The sequence below is a fragment of the Tautonia plasticadhaerens genome, assembly GCF_007752535.1.
Lineage (GTDB): Bacteria > Planctomycetota > Planctomycetia > Isosphaerales > Isosphaeraceae > Tautonia > Tautonia plasticadhaerens.
Genome location: NZ_CP036426.1, coordinates 6,219,300 through 6,235,623 on the forward strand (window position 1 = coordinate 6,219,300; position 16,324 = coordinate 6,235,623).

Annotated in this window: 9 protein-coding genes and 1 pseudogene; 7 read left to right on the top strand and 3 right to left on the bottom strand. The window is 64.3% G+C overall.

The window, feature by feature from the left end:
- Positions 1-223: 223 nt before the first annotated feature.
- Together ElP_RS24890 and ElP_RS24895 are read left to right on the top strand one after the other, a co-directional pair.
- On the top strand, positions 224-1,618 hold the full coding sequence (locus tag ElP_RS24890) for an adenylate/guanylate cyclase domain-containing protein (protein WP_197446349.1): 1,395 nt from the start codon (positions 224-226) through the stop codon (positions 1,616-1,618).
- Positions 1,619-1,657: 39 nt separating this feature from the next.
- Positions 1,658-5,398: a serine/threonine protein kinase gene (locus ElP_RS24895; RefSeq protein ID WP_145274576.1), complete on the top strand. Its 3,741-nt coding sequence runs from the start codon at positions 1,658-1,660 to the stop codon at positions 5,396-5,398.
- Between the two features lie 135 nt (positions 5,399-5,533).
- On the opposite strand, the gene ElP_RS24900 is transcribed toward ElP_RS24895, so the two are convergent.
- A complete protein-coding gene (locus tag ElP_RS24900) occupies positions 5,534-7,174 on the bottom strand; it encodes a hypothetical protein (RefSeq protein ID WP_145274579.1) in 1,641 nt (546 codons plus the stop codon).
- A gap of 906 nt (positions 7,175-8,080) precedes the next feature.
- Positions 8,081-10,525 (bottom strand): heme-binding protein, encoded by a 2,445-nt coding sequence (locus ElP_RS40990; RefSeq protein WP_145274582.1) that lies wholly within the window; start codon positions 10,523-10,525, stop codon positions 8,081-8,083.
- 906 nt (positions 10,526-11,431) lie between these two features.
- Here ElP_RS40990 and ElP_RS24910 point away from each other — a divergent pair.
- The 5 genes and pseudogenes from ElP_RS24910 to ElP_RS38610 all read left to right on the top strand — a co-directional run bounded on the left by ElP_RS24910 (position 11,432) and on the right by ElP_RS38610 (position 14,814).
- The gene (locus tag ElP_RS24910) at positions 11,432-11,770 is read left to right on the top strand and encodes a helix-turn-helix domain-containing protein (RefSeq protein ID WP_145274585.1); all 339 of its coding nucleotides are present in this window, start codon (positions 11,432-11,434) and stop codon (positions 11,768-11,770) included.
- A 38-nt stretch (positions 11,771-11,808) separates the two neighbouring features.
- Positions 11,809-12,627: a DDE-type integrase/transposase/recombinase gene (locus ElP_RS24915; RefSeq protein ID WP_145274588.1), complete on the top strand. Its 819-nt coding sequence runs from the start codon at positions 11,809-11,811 to the stop codon at positions 12,625-12,627.
- A gap of 57 nt (positions 12,628-12,684) precedes the next feature.
- Positions 12,685-13,866, top strand: a complete 1,182-nt coding sequence (locus ElP_RS24920; protein WP_145274591.1) for an IS4 family transposase — start codon at positions 12,685-12,687, stop codon at positions 13,864-13,866.
- Positions 13,749-14,225: pseudogene (locus ElP_RS41325) on the top strand (winged helix-turn-helix domain-containing protein); the annotation flags it as partial. The gene ElP_RS24920 and the pseudogene ElP_RS41325, both read left to right, overlap by 118 nt.
- 70 nt (positions 14,226-14,295) lie before the next feature.
- On the top strand, positions 14,296-14,814 hold the full coding sequence (locus ElP_RS38610; protein ID WP_231749833.1) for a transposase: 519 nt from the start codon (positions 14,296-14,298) through the stop codon (positions 14,812-14,814).
- Between the two features lie 137 nt (positions 14,815-14,951).
- Here ElP_RS38610 and ElP_RS24930 read toward each other — a convergent pair.
- Positions 14,952-16,204 (bottom strand): IS3 family transposase gene (locus tag ElP_RS24930; protein WP_390836092.1). Its coding sequence is split into 2 segments (ribosomal slippage): positions 14,952-15,874 and positions 15,874-16,204, totalling 1,254 coding nucleotides; the frame shifts between segments, so codons are not numbered across the junction.
- Positions 16,205-16,324: the final 120 nt, after the last annotated feature.

Genomic DNA, 16,324 nt, shown 5'->3' on the forward strand with positions numbered 1-16,324 from the left:
CTGGGATCGCCGGGATCATGACCCTCCTCCATCCCAGGAACTCGACCTGCCCTGCATCTTCCACCTCGGTCCGAAGACGGTCAGGGTACAGCCCGACCCGGGGCACGATGACGTTCCCCTGCAATCACTCTCCGAGGTCACCCGACCCCCGGGGCGTTTCCAGGGGGCCCCGACCGAACAGATTCGACGCCTTCGCGAGCCCGACCCGCATCTCCAGGGGGAGATGGTCGACCCGGAAACCCTCGTCCATTGGCTCCAATCGACGATCGCCGTGCTCCAGGACGCCGCCATCGCGTCCGACTTCTTCTCCGAGGCAGCCAAAGCGCTGGTCGAGAACATCGGCCTCGACACGGGATGGGTCTTGACCTGGGAACCTGACACCCAGGGCTGGGTCGAACGGGCCTGCCATTACGGCGGTCACGCGGGCGACGAGGCCGATCGACGCCCCAGCAACAAGTTCCTCAACCGGGTCCGAGACCTGAAGCGGACCAGTTGGACCGCACCCGAGCAAGACTTGACGGATTCCAATCGCAGCCTCCTTCCGGTCAAGGCCGCCGTCGCCGCCCCAATCCTCGACCGAGAAGGAAAGGTCATCGGTGCTCTCTACGGAGACCGTCGGCAAGGGGCACAGGGCGAAGCGAAATTCTCGAAGTTGGAGGCCCTGCTCGTCGAACTGCTCGCCGGCGGCATCGCCACGGGGCTCGCTCGGCTCGAACAGGAGAAGAAATACGACATCGTCGTCAACCAGATCGAGCTGATCCTGGGCCCAGACCTCGCCCGTGAGGTCCGAGAGAATCCTGACCTGACTCGGGGCCGGGAGGCCGAAATCACCGTCCTCTTCGCCGACATTCGCAACTTCAGCAAGATCAGCCGATTCCTCGGCCACAAGACGACCTTCGACTGGATCAATGACGTCATGCAGCAACTCTCTCGCTGCGTGATTCGGCACCAGGGGGTGATCGTCGACTACATCGGTGATGCCCTCATGGCGATGTGGGGTGCCCCGAAAGCGGATCCGGAGCATGCCACCCGAGCGTGCCTCGCCGCAATCGACATGCTGGAAATCGTGCCCGAAATCAACAAGTCGTGGATGCAACTTCCCGAGCGTATGGGCCTGGGCATCGGCATCAACACCGGCATGGCCTCGATCGGGAACACGGGTTCCCACGAGCGGATCAAGTATGGCCCGCTCGGCAACACGGTCAATCTAGCGAGTCGGGTCGAGGGGGCGACGAAATATCTCAAGTCCTATCTCATGGTCACGGAAATGACTCATCGACTCCTCGACCCTTCGATCCCGTCACGCCGCCTATGTTCGGTCCGTGTTGTCAATATCGATGACCCGGTCAACCTGTATGAGATCGTCGATTCATCGAGATTCGCCACGCTCGATCCCGAGCGGTATCAGGGGGATTGGAACGAACTGCGGATTCGTTACGAAGCGGCACTCTCCGCTTTCGATGACGAGCAATTCAACCTGGCGGCCCAGACCCTAGGCAATCTGCTGACCGACTTTCCGAAGGACGGCCCCTCGCTGGTCCTGTTGAGGAGGGCCGTCGACGGCCTGATTGAGGGGCCTGATGACGCCCATCCCATCTGGAATTTGCCGGGCAAGTAAGCGTACCTCGATCCACCGACACGACGAGGAGACTGCACGATGTCCGTGCCCAAGAACGAGGAGTCGCTTCGAATCGGCTCGATGGCGGTGGAACTGGGGCACGCCGATCGCGTGGCAGTCGTCCGAGCACTTGATGCCTTGGGACGCGATCCCTCACGATCGATCTCGACACTGCTCGACGAGGAAGGGGTGTTCGACCCCCGTGCGAGGGCTCGGATCGAGAACGCCGTCGGGCTCGAACTCGCCCGGCTCAACAATGATCCTGGGAAGGGGCCGGCTAGACTCGGGACCGATCAGTCCGATCACGATCCGCTCGAGACGATGACCGACGCCATCGCCTTCCCCTCGTCCTTCCAGATATCGCCGGGATCGGACGTGAATTCGATAACGAGTGCCCTCGGTCTCGATGTCGGCGGTGTCGATTTTGTTACGGGAGACATCCGAACCCCCGTGCTCGGACCTCCCTCTTCGATGGATATTCCTTCCGGCACCCCGTCTTCGGATTCGAATCTCCCCCGCTTCGATCCCAATGCGACGGCCGAGGCGAACTTCGATCTCGCCTCCGGCTTCGACCCCGAGGCCACCTCCCACGCCGAGGGGCTCGCTGTCACCGAGGCGGCCCAGAATGCAGCTGCCAGCCCCGACTTCGACCGGCACGACCCGATGCCCACCGCCGGAGGCGACCCCGCGGTGACGTTCCAGGGGCCTGGACCTCTGCCCGTTTCCGGCACGTTCGGCCATGGGGGGGGATCGGGGAGCCGGTTCCGGGTCGTCCGCGAGCACGCCAAGGGGGGGCTCGGCTCGGTCCTGGTCGCCTTCGACGAGGAGCTGCGGCGCGAGGTCGCCCTCAAGGAGATCCAGGAACGCCACGCCGACGACCCCGACAGCCGCTCCCGGTTCCTCGTCGAGGCCGAGATCACCGGCGGCCTGGAGCACCCCGGCGTCGTGCCGGTCTACTCCCTGGGCCGCAACCCCGACGGCCGCCCCTTCTACGCCATGCGGTTCATCCGCGGCGAGAGCCTCCGCAAGGCGATCGAACGCTTCCACGACCCCGAACGGGGCCCGAAGGATCCCGGAGCCCACATCCTCCAGCTCCGGGGGCTGCTGCGGCGGTTCGTCGACGTCTGCAACGCGCTGGAGTACGCCCACAGCCGGGGGGTGATCCACCGCGACATCAAGCCCGACAACATCATGCTCGGCCCCTACGGCGAGACGCTGCTCGTCGACTGGGGCCTGGCCAAGGCACTCGACCATCTCGACCGTTCGTCCCGGACCGAGGAACTGCCGCTCCGACCGATCTCTGGGGCCGGGTCCACGCCGACGCTCGACGGGTCGGCAGTAGGCACCCCGGCCTTCATGAGCCCCGAACAGGCCGAAGGGAATCTCGCTGTCCTTGGGCCTCCCAGCGACATTTACAGCCTCGGGGCGACCCTCTACCAGATACTCACCGGTCATCCCCCCTTCACCGAACGCAATCTGTTCCAAGTCCTGCTGCAGGTGAGAAACGGCGAATTCCCTCCGCCCCGGTTGGTGAATCCGGACATCCCGCCGGGGCTGGAGGCGATTTGCCTTACGGCCATGGCCCGTCCCATCGGCGACCGATACGACTCGTGTCAATCCCTCGCGGACGACTTGGAGCACTGGCTCGCCGACGAGCCGATCAGCGTCTACGTCGAGCCGTGGTCCGTCCGGCTCGGTCGCTGGGCGAAGCGGCACCGGACGCTCGTGGCCGGCACGGCGGTCCTGCTGATCACGGCAGTCGTCGCCCTGACCGTTGGTGCGATCCTCCTCAAGCGGGAGCAATCGAGGACCGAACTGCAGCGCCAGTCTGCCTTGGCCGGGTGGAGGGAGGCCGAGCAAAATGAGGCCGAAGCGAAAGCCCAGAAGTCCGTCGCCGACCAGAATGCCGAGCGAGCCCGGCGAAATGAGGCGCTCGCCCATGAGAACGCACGGATCGCCCAGGAAAATGAGAGGTTGGCTCATGAAAACGCCGAGCGTGCCGAGACGCAACGCGCGTTAGCTGAGATCCAGAGGCAGATGGCCGAGCGAAACTTCCAGCAAGCCATCGATGCGGTCGACGCACTCCTGACCGAGGTCGGCGAGATCGACCTGGCAGATGTCCCCCAGATGGAACAAACTCGTCGCGACCTGCTCTCCAAGGCTCGCACCTTTTACGAGCGGTTTCTCCATCAGAACGACTCCCCCGAGACTCGCCGGGATGCAGGTCGAGCTCAGAGCCGACTCGGTGACATCCACGAATTGCTCGGGGAGTATGATGAGGCGAGGGCCTCCTATTTCGCGGCACTGCAGACTCAGGTCACGCTTGCAGAGGATCTCCCAGAAGATGACGGCCTGGCCGCCGACCTGGCCCGAACCCGCCACAGCCTGGCGATCCTTCTCAAGAAGATGAGCGAATTCGACCAATCGGAAGCACTCCTCGAGCAAGCGAGATCGGTCCGCACTCGCCTGGTCGAAGAGGATCCCGGCGATCTGGAGGCCCAATCCAACCTCGCTTCATCGACATACCAGCTCGGGGCCGTCCTCTCCCGACTTGTCGGCCGTCGGGCAGGAGCCAGGCAACTGTATGAAGACGCAATCCAGATGCAACGCGAGGTCGTTGGCGGTCGAGGCTCACAAGATGAGGACCGCAGGGAGCTCGCCCGCTATCTCAATAACCTCGCCTTGCTCCTCCAAGGTGCAGAAGGTTCGGGCGCTGACGTCGCCTTCGAGGAATCCATTCGCCTGCAACGCGGTCTGGTCGAGGAACACTCGGACGTCCCACATTTTGCAAGGGAACTCGCCCGAACCCTGAACAATCGGGTCCGAGACGCAGTCGCGTACAATCCCGACGTCGCCGAGGGACCTCTCCGCGAATCGATAATGCTTGTCGAGCGCTTGACCCAGGACTTTCCCAACGTCCCCGAGTACTGGTCGGAGCTTGGGGGATACCTAAATAACCTGGGACGAGCGTTCGTCGAGCGTGGCGTGATCGAGGACGATCAGGAAGCCGCCATGAGGGCCGACGATCTTTTCCGGAGGGCAGAAGACGCATTCCGAAGGTCCGAGGCGATCCGTGCGAAACTCGTGGAAAACAATCCTCTTCGGACGGAGTACCGCCATCGCCTTGCCCTGATCCGCCACAATCTCGCCAGGTTCCTTCGAGGTCGAGGGGATGCAAATCGAGCTCGCACGAAGCTCGAGGAAGCGATCTTCGATCTCCGACAGCTCATCGAGTCGAATCCACAGGTTCCCGAATATGAGAAAGATCTCGCGTTGGCCCTCAGCGAGCAAGCGTATTCGATACTCGATGAGGATGGTGGGTTGGCCAGGGGGCTGGAGATCGCATCTGAGGGTTTGGAATTCGCGGAATTGTCCTCAAACGACCGTGGAAATGATGCGATATTCCTCGATGCCGTGAGGACGTTGCACTTACAGGTGGCGTGGATCTTACACGACCTGAATCGATACGGGGCGATGGACGAGCACGCGAACTTTCTCGGGAATTCGGCCGCAGGGGATTCAACCTGGCTCTTCTACGCGGCTGAGTTGTATGTCCGATCTGGCGAACTCGCTCAAACCGACAATACACTTCCCGATGCGGAACGGACCGCTGTGGTCGACCGAACTCTCGCTGAGGCTGGCCTCTGGCTCGACCGAGCGGCCCATGCTGGATTCCGATCGACCGAGCGAGCCGAGGCGGTGTTCGGGCCCTACACGCAAAATGATGCCATCGCAAGCGCGCTGAGGATGATCGAGTCGAATTCCAGCAAATCTCAATAATTTGTTGCACTTTGCCAAAGGTGACTCCAATCATGCCACCATCCTGAAGAGCCCTTCCTCCATCGGACGGAATTTCTCCGACCACGGCCCCGGGATGCTACAGCTGCCGCACTATAACAAGCTCTGAGCTTGACATCAGTAATAGACGTTGAGCGCGGCGATCACCTCGAGGTCAAACGGTCGAGGACCGGTGACCGGTGTCACGATGGCGCCGAGCAACCTCGCCCTCCTCCCGAATTGGAATGAGGTGCCATAGGTTAGGTTCACGAAATCCGGAGTTCCCGCGGGATCGTCGAGGCGTACTCCTCGGTGATTCAGAGGGGTGTTCACATGGACCTCGAATATCGGCACGATCGAAGAGAGGAACTGATCGGGATTGGCGGACTCGTAGAGGAAATACCCAAACGCATAATCGTTATAAAGCATAGTCACATTATTCGAATTGAACGGAATGTCGAGCGAAAAGAATCCCTGCACGAAAAGCCGGCCCGCCCGATAAATCCCGCCGACGAACGGTTGGATGGTGGTGCTGTTCAACGGTTCGAGGTAGCTCGCACCGGCGAACCGACTCGGGCCGGTCGAGGGGGATACGGCGAGGCCTGTCGAGAGGAGTCTTCCGTTCGCAGGATCGGAGTAGAGCACATACTTTCCAAAAATCTCCAGATTCCCCAACTCCGTCTCCGTCTGGCCGACACCCCGGAGAGGGCTGTTGGCAGTGATGGTATTCAAGGGAAGCCTCATCCCGACAGACGTCATCCCGTCGAAAAATGTTTTTTCAAATCCAAATATATGGCGATAAACATTGACATCACTAATAGGGGATCGGAATCGATCGTTGACCGACCCATTCACGTCATCATAATAGTTGAATTGATAGATCAACCGATTGCGAGGCGCCGGACTCTGATTTTCCGAGATTTTTATGGCCCGGATCGACGGAACGAGAGCCGCCGAACGAGCCGGCTCGAAAGGTGACGGGGGCCTCGGCGGAAGCGGTGGCCGGGGGAGCGGCGGCGGCGGCTGAGGACGTTCGGGGAAAAACTGCAAGACACCCGTGCCGATCGAATCGCCGAATACCTCGGGCGTTGAAAATGTCCCCATGGAGGCCAGTGCGGTGAGTGAAGTACCTCCGGCGACGGACCCCGATCCGAAAACTCCCTCGAGGGCTTCGGCAGGAATTGGCTCCGCCGCGAGCGCCTGGGGAGGTTCTCCTGGGAAGGTCGGCGGTGGTATGGTAGACTCCACCCCCACTTCAGGCGAGGGTGGTGGGAGGGTCGGTGGGTTGGTCATCGGATGTTGCTCAGCATCCGCGGTCGGAGGGACGAACGGCGATTCGATCGCATCCAGATTCGGCCCGGGTTGGCCGTCGATCGGTGGAGAGCCGTTCATCGACGGTGGGGCAAGGAAGGCTGGCGGAGCCAATGTTCCCGGCGCCATTACTCCAGGAGCTTGCAGAGTCTTTTGACCAGGCGACGGTGGAGCGACAAAACTATGAGGTGGAATCGTTTCGGCCTGCTTACCGGGTGACGAGGGACGCCGGGGGAAGTCGGACACCATCTGTATGTTCGCCGCTCTGACCTTGGGGTCCGCCCCCGGTCTTCGGATGGTAGTTGGTGTTGGCTGGATAACCATGACATCGGGCCTGGCGACTCGGAAGCCGGCGCGACCCGCATCCATAGTGGATATCACCGATACGTCTTCATGCTCGCCAGCATTCGCCGGACGGATTATCGAGAGGCCGATCACGGCGATGGTCAGGCTCCGACAATAATCCATCGATTCGACCTCCTACGAATGCGGGCCTGCGATTCCCGGGAACCGTTCGGCCTTGGTGATATCTGGAGCAGGAGCACTGGCGGGCTCCTCACGATAACCTCGAAATATCGATGTGGACGGTTTCGGTCATCAACTCATCGCGGGCTCAGGGGGATAGTTCCTTCTCATTTCGGAGAATACGATGAAATCGTTCTCCATATTTGAATGAAAAAAAATTCGCAATCTCGAATGGCGGATCGGGTTCGTACTGTCCTTCACCATCCTGATAGAGTATCCCCCGCGAGAAGAGCAAGTTCACTCGCCGTTTGACACAAAAATGTTCATAGTCCCATCCCCAGGTGCCCTCCTTCGCGAGACGAGGAAATTTAGGTCTGTTGACGAGCGATGCACCTCCCCCGACATAGTATCCGGTGTAATTGGATCCGACGGATGGACGGGCCGCGTGCGAGACATATTGAGGGTTTCCGGCGCGCTCCATCGTGTATTGATCCGGGGATATTGGATGTTTTCGGGCAACGAATCCAACACCGCGAAATTTTGGAACTTTGGTCCGATACACTCCCGGAAGCGACCGACCATCTTCAAGTTGTTCTAATCGTTGATGATAATTCCGGACCTTCTCTTGTCGGATCGAATGATACGTGATTTGGGGTCCTGGCATCAGGGGAGAGTGTGACATCGAGCCGCCTGCTACTGACGCGAGGGGATGGTCTGAGGCGGTTGATACCTCGCCGGATGAGAGCGTCGTCATGAGAGCGATTTGGAGGAACCGTGAAAACACCCTTTGATTCCTCTTGGGCCAGCGAAGATTGTTCCGCGGTAGTATCGGAGCCTTGAGACGGGCTGGGGGAACTTCCATGATGACAGACAATGGGCCGATCGACCATCGAGGACTTTCGAAAGTGTTCATGGAAGTGGTCCTATTCCCTCAAGTACCGGGGAAGGCTGAGGGATTTCGAATTGCCTGTTCAATGGTTGTCGATTGAACTTTATGTAAGGCAGACGGACGTTGCGGAACTTTGTTTGATCGGCTCTCGGCACAGTGAACGGAGGCTCATATCCTTTCGAACCATAATATGTAACCACGTCGTCCTGATCGATGCCATCCCCAGAGATGCCCAAACCGCCAACCAGCTCCCGCACTCCATCCCCATCGATATCTTTATAGATAGGCGCACTCCCGGGAAAGAACACAATTCCGTTTTGATTGAGAATATTCGTCGGATCCCGGAAGTTCGTCTGCGGATTGAACGCGTCGAAACCACCCACGCTTTGGAAGGCGGTCGCGGGTAATGGCGGACCCGAGTTCAGTGCACTGCGAACGGATACCTGCCCATCGTTCAACTTCGAGAATGGCCCCGGCGGGTAGTTGTCCTGACCGCTCGGGAAAAATGGGAGCGAGGCGTATCGAATCGTCCTATTCGTGAACGCGGCCCCTCGGGGCACACCAGGGAGGTGATCGACCTCCTGCAGTTTGTCGGAATCTGCATAATATGCCACGTTCCTGGCCTTGGCCACGGCCACATCAAGCGAAAAATAGGTTGCGTCGGGCATTCGATAGAGACCAATCACATTCCCCTGCGTGTACGTGACGGCGATGATCATCCGGGTCGATTCGTCGAGCGGCAAACGAATCGCAGCCCGAGTCTGATTAGCCTGGGCGATCGCCTGGGCCGTAAGCCTGATCACATCTCCTCTTGTCAATCCGCCATCCTGCGCATCCTGGGGCTCGACCAAAAACCCCTCGGGAACAATCTGTCCAGGGATCACGGATTCTTCATCGCCCGTGCCGGGAACGCCGTCGGCACCAGTCGTCACCGGAAGGTCGACCCCGTTGACCGTCCCTCGACTTCCCGTCGCCGATATCCCGAGTCGAGCCATCTGGATCTGAACCGATCGAATCCCCTGGAATCCATGGCCACCATAGATAGGGAGTGTGATTCCGACCAAGTCGATCCTCCCTAGCGGAAGGACGATGCTGTCAACCCTTGGCACTCCGCCGAGATCGTTAATTCGCAGGGGACCGGCCAGTGACGGCTTGGTCACATCGATCACTCCGCCGAGTGCGGCAATGGCGATCGCCTCCGCCTCCTGGGAGCGGTCCCGTTTCTCCGGATCATACGCCAAACCGTTGAGGGTAGAATTCTCCTCGATGGCGAACCCGGTATCTCCGGGGAAAAAGACCCCGAGGCCACCGATGATACTTGCCCTCAAACGCTCGATCCCTTTGATCTCGGTCTTGAAGGCTCGAAGAATCGGCAACCCTCCAGGAAGGGTTGAGACACCTCGAGGTTGAGCCCCAGGTAAGAGTCCTGACACAAATCCATAACTGTCCGGAGGTTTGATAAAGAGATCTTGCTCCAGGAGTCGGTCGGGGATTGCTTCGTCGGGAATATTGAATCGATTGGGCAACTCGATGTCATCGGCAGTGCCCTTGATACGGTCCTGGCCGGGATGGAACGTCGTATCCCGATTTGTATGCTCGATCTGCGCCAGATCGACCTGCGGAGTGAAGTTTACGTTTCGCGGGAAGTGACCACCGATTCCGATTCTTGCGACAGTCCCTGGGCCTCGTTGAGTGGAATTCGGTTCGGTGAAGTTTGGGTTGGATTCCACCTCTCGCTGGAGGATGGTCGATTCACTGAGTGCCTGGACGGTCCTTGAGGTCAGTGGCGCCGTGTCGTTGGCGAAGAACGCGCCGGTTCGAGCCTTGGCGAGTGCACCATCGATCGCGAAAGTCAGCGCAGTGGGATCGAGGAGAATCGACTGAGACACACCGTCCTCGACACGGACGCCAAGGATCCTTCCCCCCCGGTCGACGATTGCGATGATCGCGTCATCGCTCGGTGAGGCTGCCGAGGCCCGATCCAGTAATTGTCTGACTTCGGAAGAGTTCAGTGTCAACGAATTGCCATCGAGGTCCGTTTGAGCAGATGGAACGACCTGATTGCCGAGAAAAAGCCCGGTATCGAGGTCCAGGTTCAGGCCAGGCAGAGGAGCAAGGTTCTCCCCCTCGGCATAGAAGTTAAAGCCCCCATTGCCAACCAATTTGTCTATGCCCGGACCGCCAATCAATATGTCGCCGCCAGAGCTTCCGATGAGGCTATCATCCCCTTCATTCCCACTGATTGTTGTTTTAATATTTATATTACTGAATATGAAAATTTCATCGTTTTCTGCTCCTCCAACAATCTCGATGGCGTTCACCGACTGGAAAGGAACCCGTGCGACATCAGACCCCGAGTCTTTGACGACGACCTCGTCCAGAATGCGTATCACCTGGATCTGATCGGGATTTGAAGTCCCCTCGACATGAAGCGTCCCGCCCACTGATTCGACGCCGACGCTCAACAGGGTTCGGGGTTCTACAACCTCGATCTCCAGCCGATGTCGCCTGTTGACCGTTGCCCTAAGGCAAGTCTTTGCCCGTGCAGGCCTGCGCCTGGGACTTCGGTCCAACATTTCCATTCCCCTTTCGGTCAGGATGACTGCCTGCCGAGGATTTTGGGGTTGAACGTTTTCAACGATCCCCAAGCCGAGACCAGCTCAACGATCACTCGGACCCATTTAGTCGCCACGACTACAATGGATCGTTAATCGTTCAGCAGGGTCTTGTCAATTTCTTCGGCAAGATCGCGTTCCTCGTTCCAATCATTCTTCCCATAGCCGTCCACGCCCCAAGTTGATTGGTCAAAGTCGTCTGATAATATCGGCGACATGAGCCGCCCGGTGTCGATTCCTCTCTTTAGCCTAAATCCTTCTCTGGCCACTCTCATGGGCTATGATGGTCCTGGACGGAGTGCCCGAGCTGTCCAAGTCAAGCTCGAAGTCCGACAACCAGGATCGAGGCCGGTTCTCCGCCAGGCGGAGGACCGAGTCCGTCCTCCGACTCCTCCGAGGCGAGGACCTCGACACCCTACTCCCGGGAGCTTGGCGTCACCGCCGCTGCCCTCTCCTCCTTGTGAGAGGGCTTCATCGACTGCGGCACGGCGGCCCTCAAGAGCCGACCGACCAACGACCGGGACCAGCTGATCGCCCGGCTGCAGGCCAAGGTCGGGCAGCTCACCATGGATCACGAATTGCTCGGCCTGAAGTGCCAGCACCTGGAGAGCGGCCGCCCTTTCGCGTCGAGGAAACGGAGCCTCTGAGCAGCTTCCCCCGGGACCGGTCGGTCCTGCGGTATGCAGCGGGACCTGAGCCGGAGAGTTGATCTGGACACTTCACTGGACCATCATGGCCTCGAAAGGAGTGTCCGAAGTGCCGAAGCCCAAGCCCGAACGTGAGGCCCCCGATCGGGGCCGCTTCCCCGCCAGGCGGAAGGCCGAGGCCGTCGTCCGCCTGCTGCGGGGCGAGGACCTCGACACCCTCTCCCGGGAGCTGGGCGTCACCGCCGCCACCCTCTCCTCCTGGCGGGACGGCTTCCTCGACGGCGGCACGGCGGCCCTCGAGGGCCGGCCGGCCGACGGCCGGGACGAGCTGGTCGCCCGGCTCCAGGCCGAGGGCGGCCAGCTGACGATGGATCGCCAGCCGCTCGGCATGAGGTGCCGGCACCTGGAGGGCGGCCGCCCTTTCGCGTCGGGGAGGCGGAGCACCTGAGCCGGTCCGCCTCCCCCTCGACCGGCAAGCGGTACGGCATGCAGCGGGCCTGCCGCATCTTCGGCCTGGCCCGCGCGACGGCCGACGACCTCAAGGCCCGGGAGGCCGTCCCGCCGGAGCAGCGGCCGGCCCCCGGGAAGCGGGGGCCGGCCGGGGCGGCCACCGACGAGGGGCTGGTGGTCCACGTCCGCCGGGTGCCGGCCGAGAGCCCGTTCACCGGCGAGGGCTACCGCAAGGCCTGGGCCCGCCTGCGGCCTCAGGGCATCCGCGCGGCGTCCGGGCGGGTGCGGCGGCCGATGCGGGGGCACCACCTCCGGGCCCCCCGCCGGGGCGGCCACGCCCGCGGCCCGAAGGCCCACGACGGCACGATCACGGCCGAGGAGCCGGACGCGCTGTGGGGCACCGACAGGACCACGACCGTCACCACCGGCGAGGGCGCGGTGCACGTCTTCGTGGCGGTGGACCACCGCACCTGCGAGTGCGTCGGCCTGCACGCCGCCAAGCGGGGCGACCGGTTCGAGGCGTTGGGGCCGCTGCGGCAGGGGGTGCGGGGGCACTTCGGCGGCTTCGGGGCCGGGGTCGCCCGTGGGCTGACCACCCGCCACGACCACGGGAGCAACTACCTCGGCGACGACTTCCGGCGGGAGCCGGCCTTGCTGGGGATGGCCAGCGCGCCGGGCTTCGTGCGGGAGCCGCAGGGGGACGGCCGCGCCGAGCGGTTCATCCGCACGCCCAAGGGGCAGCTGCTCTGGGTCCGGACGTTCGCCCCGGTGGCCGAGCTGTCCGAGGCGCTGCGGGAGTTCAAGCCTTTCTTTTACCCACAACTCCCGCCGGTCCGGGCGGCAGGCCCGGGCTAGAGTCACGTCCTGGAGGATCCGTCTTCGAGGATAGCGCTTCACACCGGGGCCGCGGTCATGGACGCCTGGGTGGGTCAGGAGCTGGCCGGCGGCAGCTTCCCCGACCGGCGGCTGAGGGCGAGGCTGGGCAAGCCCCTCGGCGACCTCGGGCAGCGGATCGGCGCCCCGACGCCGATGGCCTGCCAGGACTGGGCCGCCACCGAGGCCGCCTACCGCTTCTTCGGCAACCCCCGCGTCGACGAGGGCGTCATCCTCACCGGGCACTTCGCCGCCCCCCGGGCCCGGTTCGCCGCGACCGCCGGACCGATCCTGGTCCTGCACGACACCACCGAGTTCAGCTCCCGTCGCGACAATCCCGAGGCGATCGGCCGGCTCTCGCTCCTGAAGACCCGACACGCCACCGTCACCCTCTGCGGGCTGCTGATGCACTCCAGCCTCGTCCTCACCCCCCAGGGAGACCCGCTCGGCCTGGCGGCCGTCAAGTTCTGGACCCGCAAGAAGTTCAAGGGGGCCAACGCCCTGAGGGGAAAGGTGAACGCCACCCGCATCCCCATCGAGCAGGAGGAGAGCGTCCGCTGGCCGGAGAACCTGAAGCGTTCCACGGAGCTGCTCGGTGAGCCGGCCCGGTGCGTCCACGTCGGCGACCGCGAGAGCGACATCTACGAGCTGTTCCGCGCCGCCCGGGAGGCGAGGACCCACTTCCTGGTCCGCACCTGCGTCGGCCGGCTGGCCGAGGGCGGCGGCACGACCATCTCCGAGGTGATGGGACGCGAGCCGGTCCGGGGCGTCCACGAGGTCGAGGTCCGCGACGACCGAGGGCGGGCCTCGACGGCCGAGCTCGACGTGCGCTTCCGCCGGATGACGGTGCGCCCGCCGATCGGCAAGCAGCGCCGCTACCCGACGCTGGAGCTGACGGCCATCCACGCCGATGAGCGCGCGGCCCCCGCGGGCCGGGAGCCGGTCCGGTGGCGGCTGCTGACGGACCTGGCGGTGGATGACCTCGAGGCCGCGACCGGGAAGTTGGGCTGGTACGCGAAGCGGTTCAAGATCGAGACCTCTCATACGGAATTGCCTGGATCGCTATCCTTCATGCGGGGATCGCCCGCATGGAGGGCAGCACCATGGCCCGCGACCGACTGCCGATCGCCCCGCTCCTGGACCCCGGCGAGATCGCCCGCCGCTACCGCGCCTGCCGTTCCGGCGTCGAGAAGACCCACGGGCAGGTCCTCCGGCTGCTGACCCGCTCCACCGACCCGCCCGCCCCCGCCGAGGTCGGCCTCACCCCCGCCTGGGTCCGGGCCATCCTGAAGCGGTGGGACGCCCAGGGGCCCGCCGGCCGGGCCGACCGCCGGGCCGCCCGCGACGGCGGCCGGCATAAGCCCCCGGACGAGCAGCAGGCCGTCCTGTTCGAGGCGTTGCAGGGCCGCCCCGACGACGGCGGGCTGTGGGCCGGGCCGAAGGTGGCCGCCTACGTCCGCGACCGGTGGGGCGTGGCCGTCCGCGTCGAGGCCGGCTGGCGCCGGCTGCGGCGCCTGGGCCTGAGCCTCCAGGTCCCCCGGCCCCGCGACCCGGGGGCGGCGACGGCCGACGAGCAGCGGAGGTGGCAAAGGCGACCTGGCCGACCGGCTGGCCGGGCTGAGGGCCGAGCACCCGGGCAAGGCCGCCGAGCTGTGGGCCGAGGACGAGGCCCGGCCGGGGCTCAAGCCCGTCGCCCGGCGGGTCTGGGCCGTCAAGGGGCGACGACCGACGGCCAACGGCCGCACCGGGTGTCAGTGGCTCTACGTCTACGGCTTCGTCCACCCGGCCAGCGGCCGCGACCTGGAGCCGATCCTGCCGGCGGCGGATACCGACCGGATGGCCGCAGCGCTCGGCGAGTTCGCCCGGTGGGCGGGCCCCGCGGGCGAGAGGCTGCTGGTGGTGCCGGTCGACAACGCCGGCTGGCACGTGGCCAGGCGCCTGGCGGTGCCGCCGGACGTGGTGCGGCACCGGCTGCCGCCCCGCACGCCGGACTTGCAGCCGGCCGAGCCGCTCTGGCCGCCGCTGCGCGCGGTGGTGGCCAACGAGGGCTTCGACGACCTGGAAGCGTTGGAGCGCCCCTTGATCGGTCGATGCCGCTGGCTGATCGACCACCCCGAGGTCGTCCGCGGGGCGGTCGGCTTCCACTGGGCGGTCGCCCTCAATGGTTAGTTATCCAGGCAATCCCGTATCACAAGGTGCTGAAGTCCGGCTGCCGGGCCGAGCAGTCGAAGCTGCGCACGGCCGAGCGGCTGACGAACCTGCTGGCTGTATCGCCCTGAGTTCTCTGGACGGGGACTTGAGGCTACTCACGCCGCTGTCGGGACGCCACCGTTCCGGTCCCGTCGGACCTGGCTCGGCGGCCTGTGGCCGTGGCGACCGATCTGCCATCGCTCGTCGTACGTCCGCTCGAACTCGCCCAACGCCTCGACCAACTCGGCCACCGGGGCGAACGTCCGGACCCAGAGCAGCTGCCCCTTGGGCGTGCGGATGAACCGCTCGGCGCGGCCGTCCCCCTGCGGCTCCCGCACGAAGCCCGGCGCGCTGGCCATCCCCAGCAAGGCCGGCTCCCGCCGGAAGTCGTCGCCGAGGTAGTTGCTCCCGTGGTCGTGGCGGGTGGTCAGCCCACGGGCGACCCCGGCCCCGAAGCCGCCGAAGTGCCCCCGCACCCCCTGCCGCAGCGGCCCCAACGCCTCGAACCGGTCGCCCCGCTTGGCGGCGTGCAGGCCGACGCACTCGCAGGTGCGGTGGTCCACCGCCACGAAGACGTGCACCGCGCCCTCGCCGGTGGTGACGGTCGTGGTCCTGTCGGTGCCCCACAGCGCGTCCGGCTCCTCGGCCGTGATCGTGCCGTCGTGGGCCTTCGGGCCGCGGGCGTGGCCGCCCCGGCGGGGGGCCCGGAGGTGGTGCCCCCGCATCGGCCGCCGCACCCGCCCGGACGCCGCGCGGATGCCCTGAGGCCGCAGGCGGGCCCAGGCCTTGCGGTAGCCCTCGCCGGTGAACGGGCTCTCGGCCGGCACCCGGCGGACGTGGACCACCAGCCCCTCGTCGGTGGCCGCCCCGGCCGGCCCCCGCTTCCCGGGGGCCGGCCGCTGCTCCGGCGGGACGGCCTCCCGGGCCTTGAGGTCGTCGGCCGTCGCGCGGGCCAGGCCGAAGATGCGGCAGGCCCGCTGCATGCCGTACCGCTTGCCGGTCGAGGGGGAGGCGGACCGGCTCAGGTGCTCCGCCTCCCCGACGCGAAAGGGCGGCCGCCCTCCAGGTGCCGGCACCTCATGCCGAGCGGCTGGCGATCCATCGTCAGCTGGCCGCCCTCGGCCTGGAGCCGGGCGACCAGCTCGTCCCGGCCGTCGGCCGGCCGGCCCTCGAGGGCCGCCGTGCCGCCGTCGAGGAAGCCGTCCCGCCAGGAGGAGAGGGTGGCGGCGGTGACGCCCAGCTCCCGGGAGAGGGTGTCGAGGTCCTCGCCCCGCAGCAGGCGGACGACGGCCTCGGCCTTCCGCCTGGCGGGGAAGCGGCCCCGATCGGGCGACTCAGGTGTGCTGCGATTCTGGGTCACCTCGGGCACTCCTTGCTGGGCCATTATGGCCCATGAGAGTGCCCAGAGAAAACCTCAGGCGAAGGACCCAGGGCAATACAGTGACCCCTATTTCCCCGTGCGAAACCAGGTGGATGCCAAGAGGGAAAA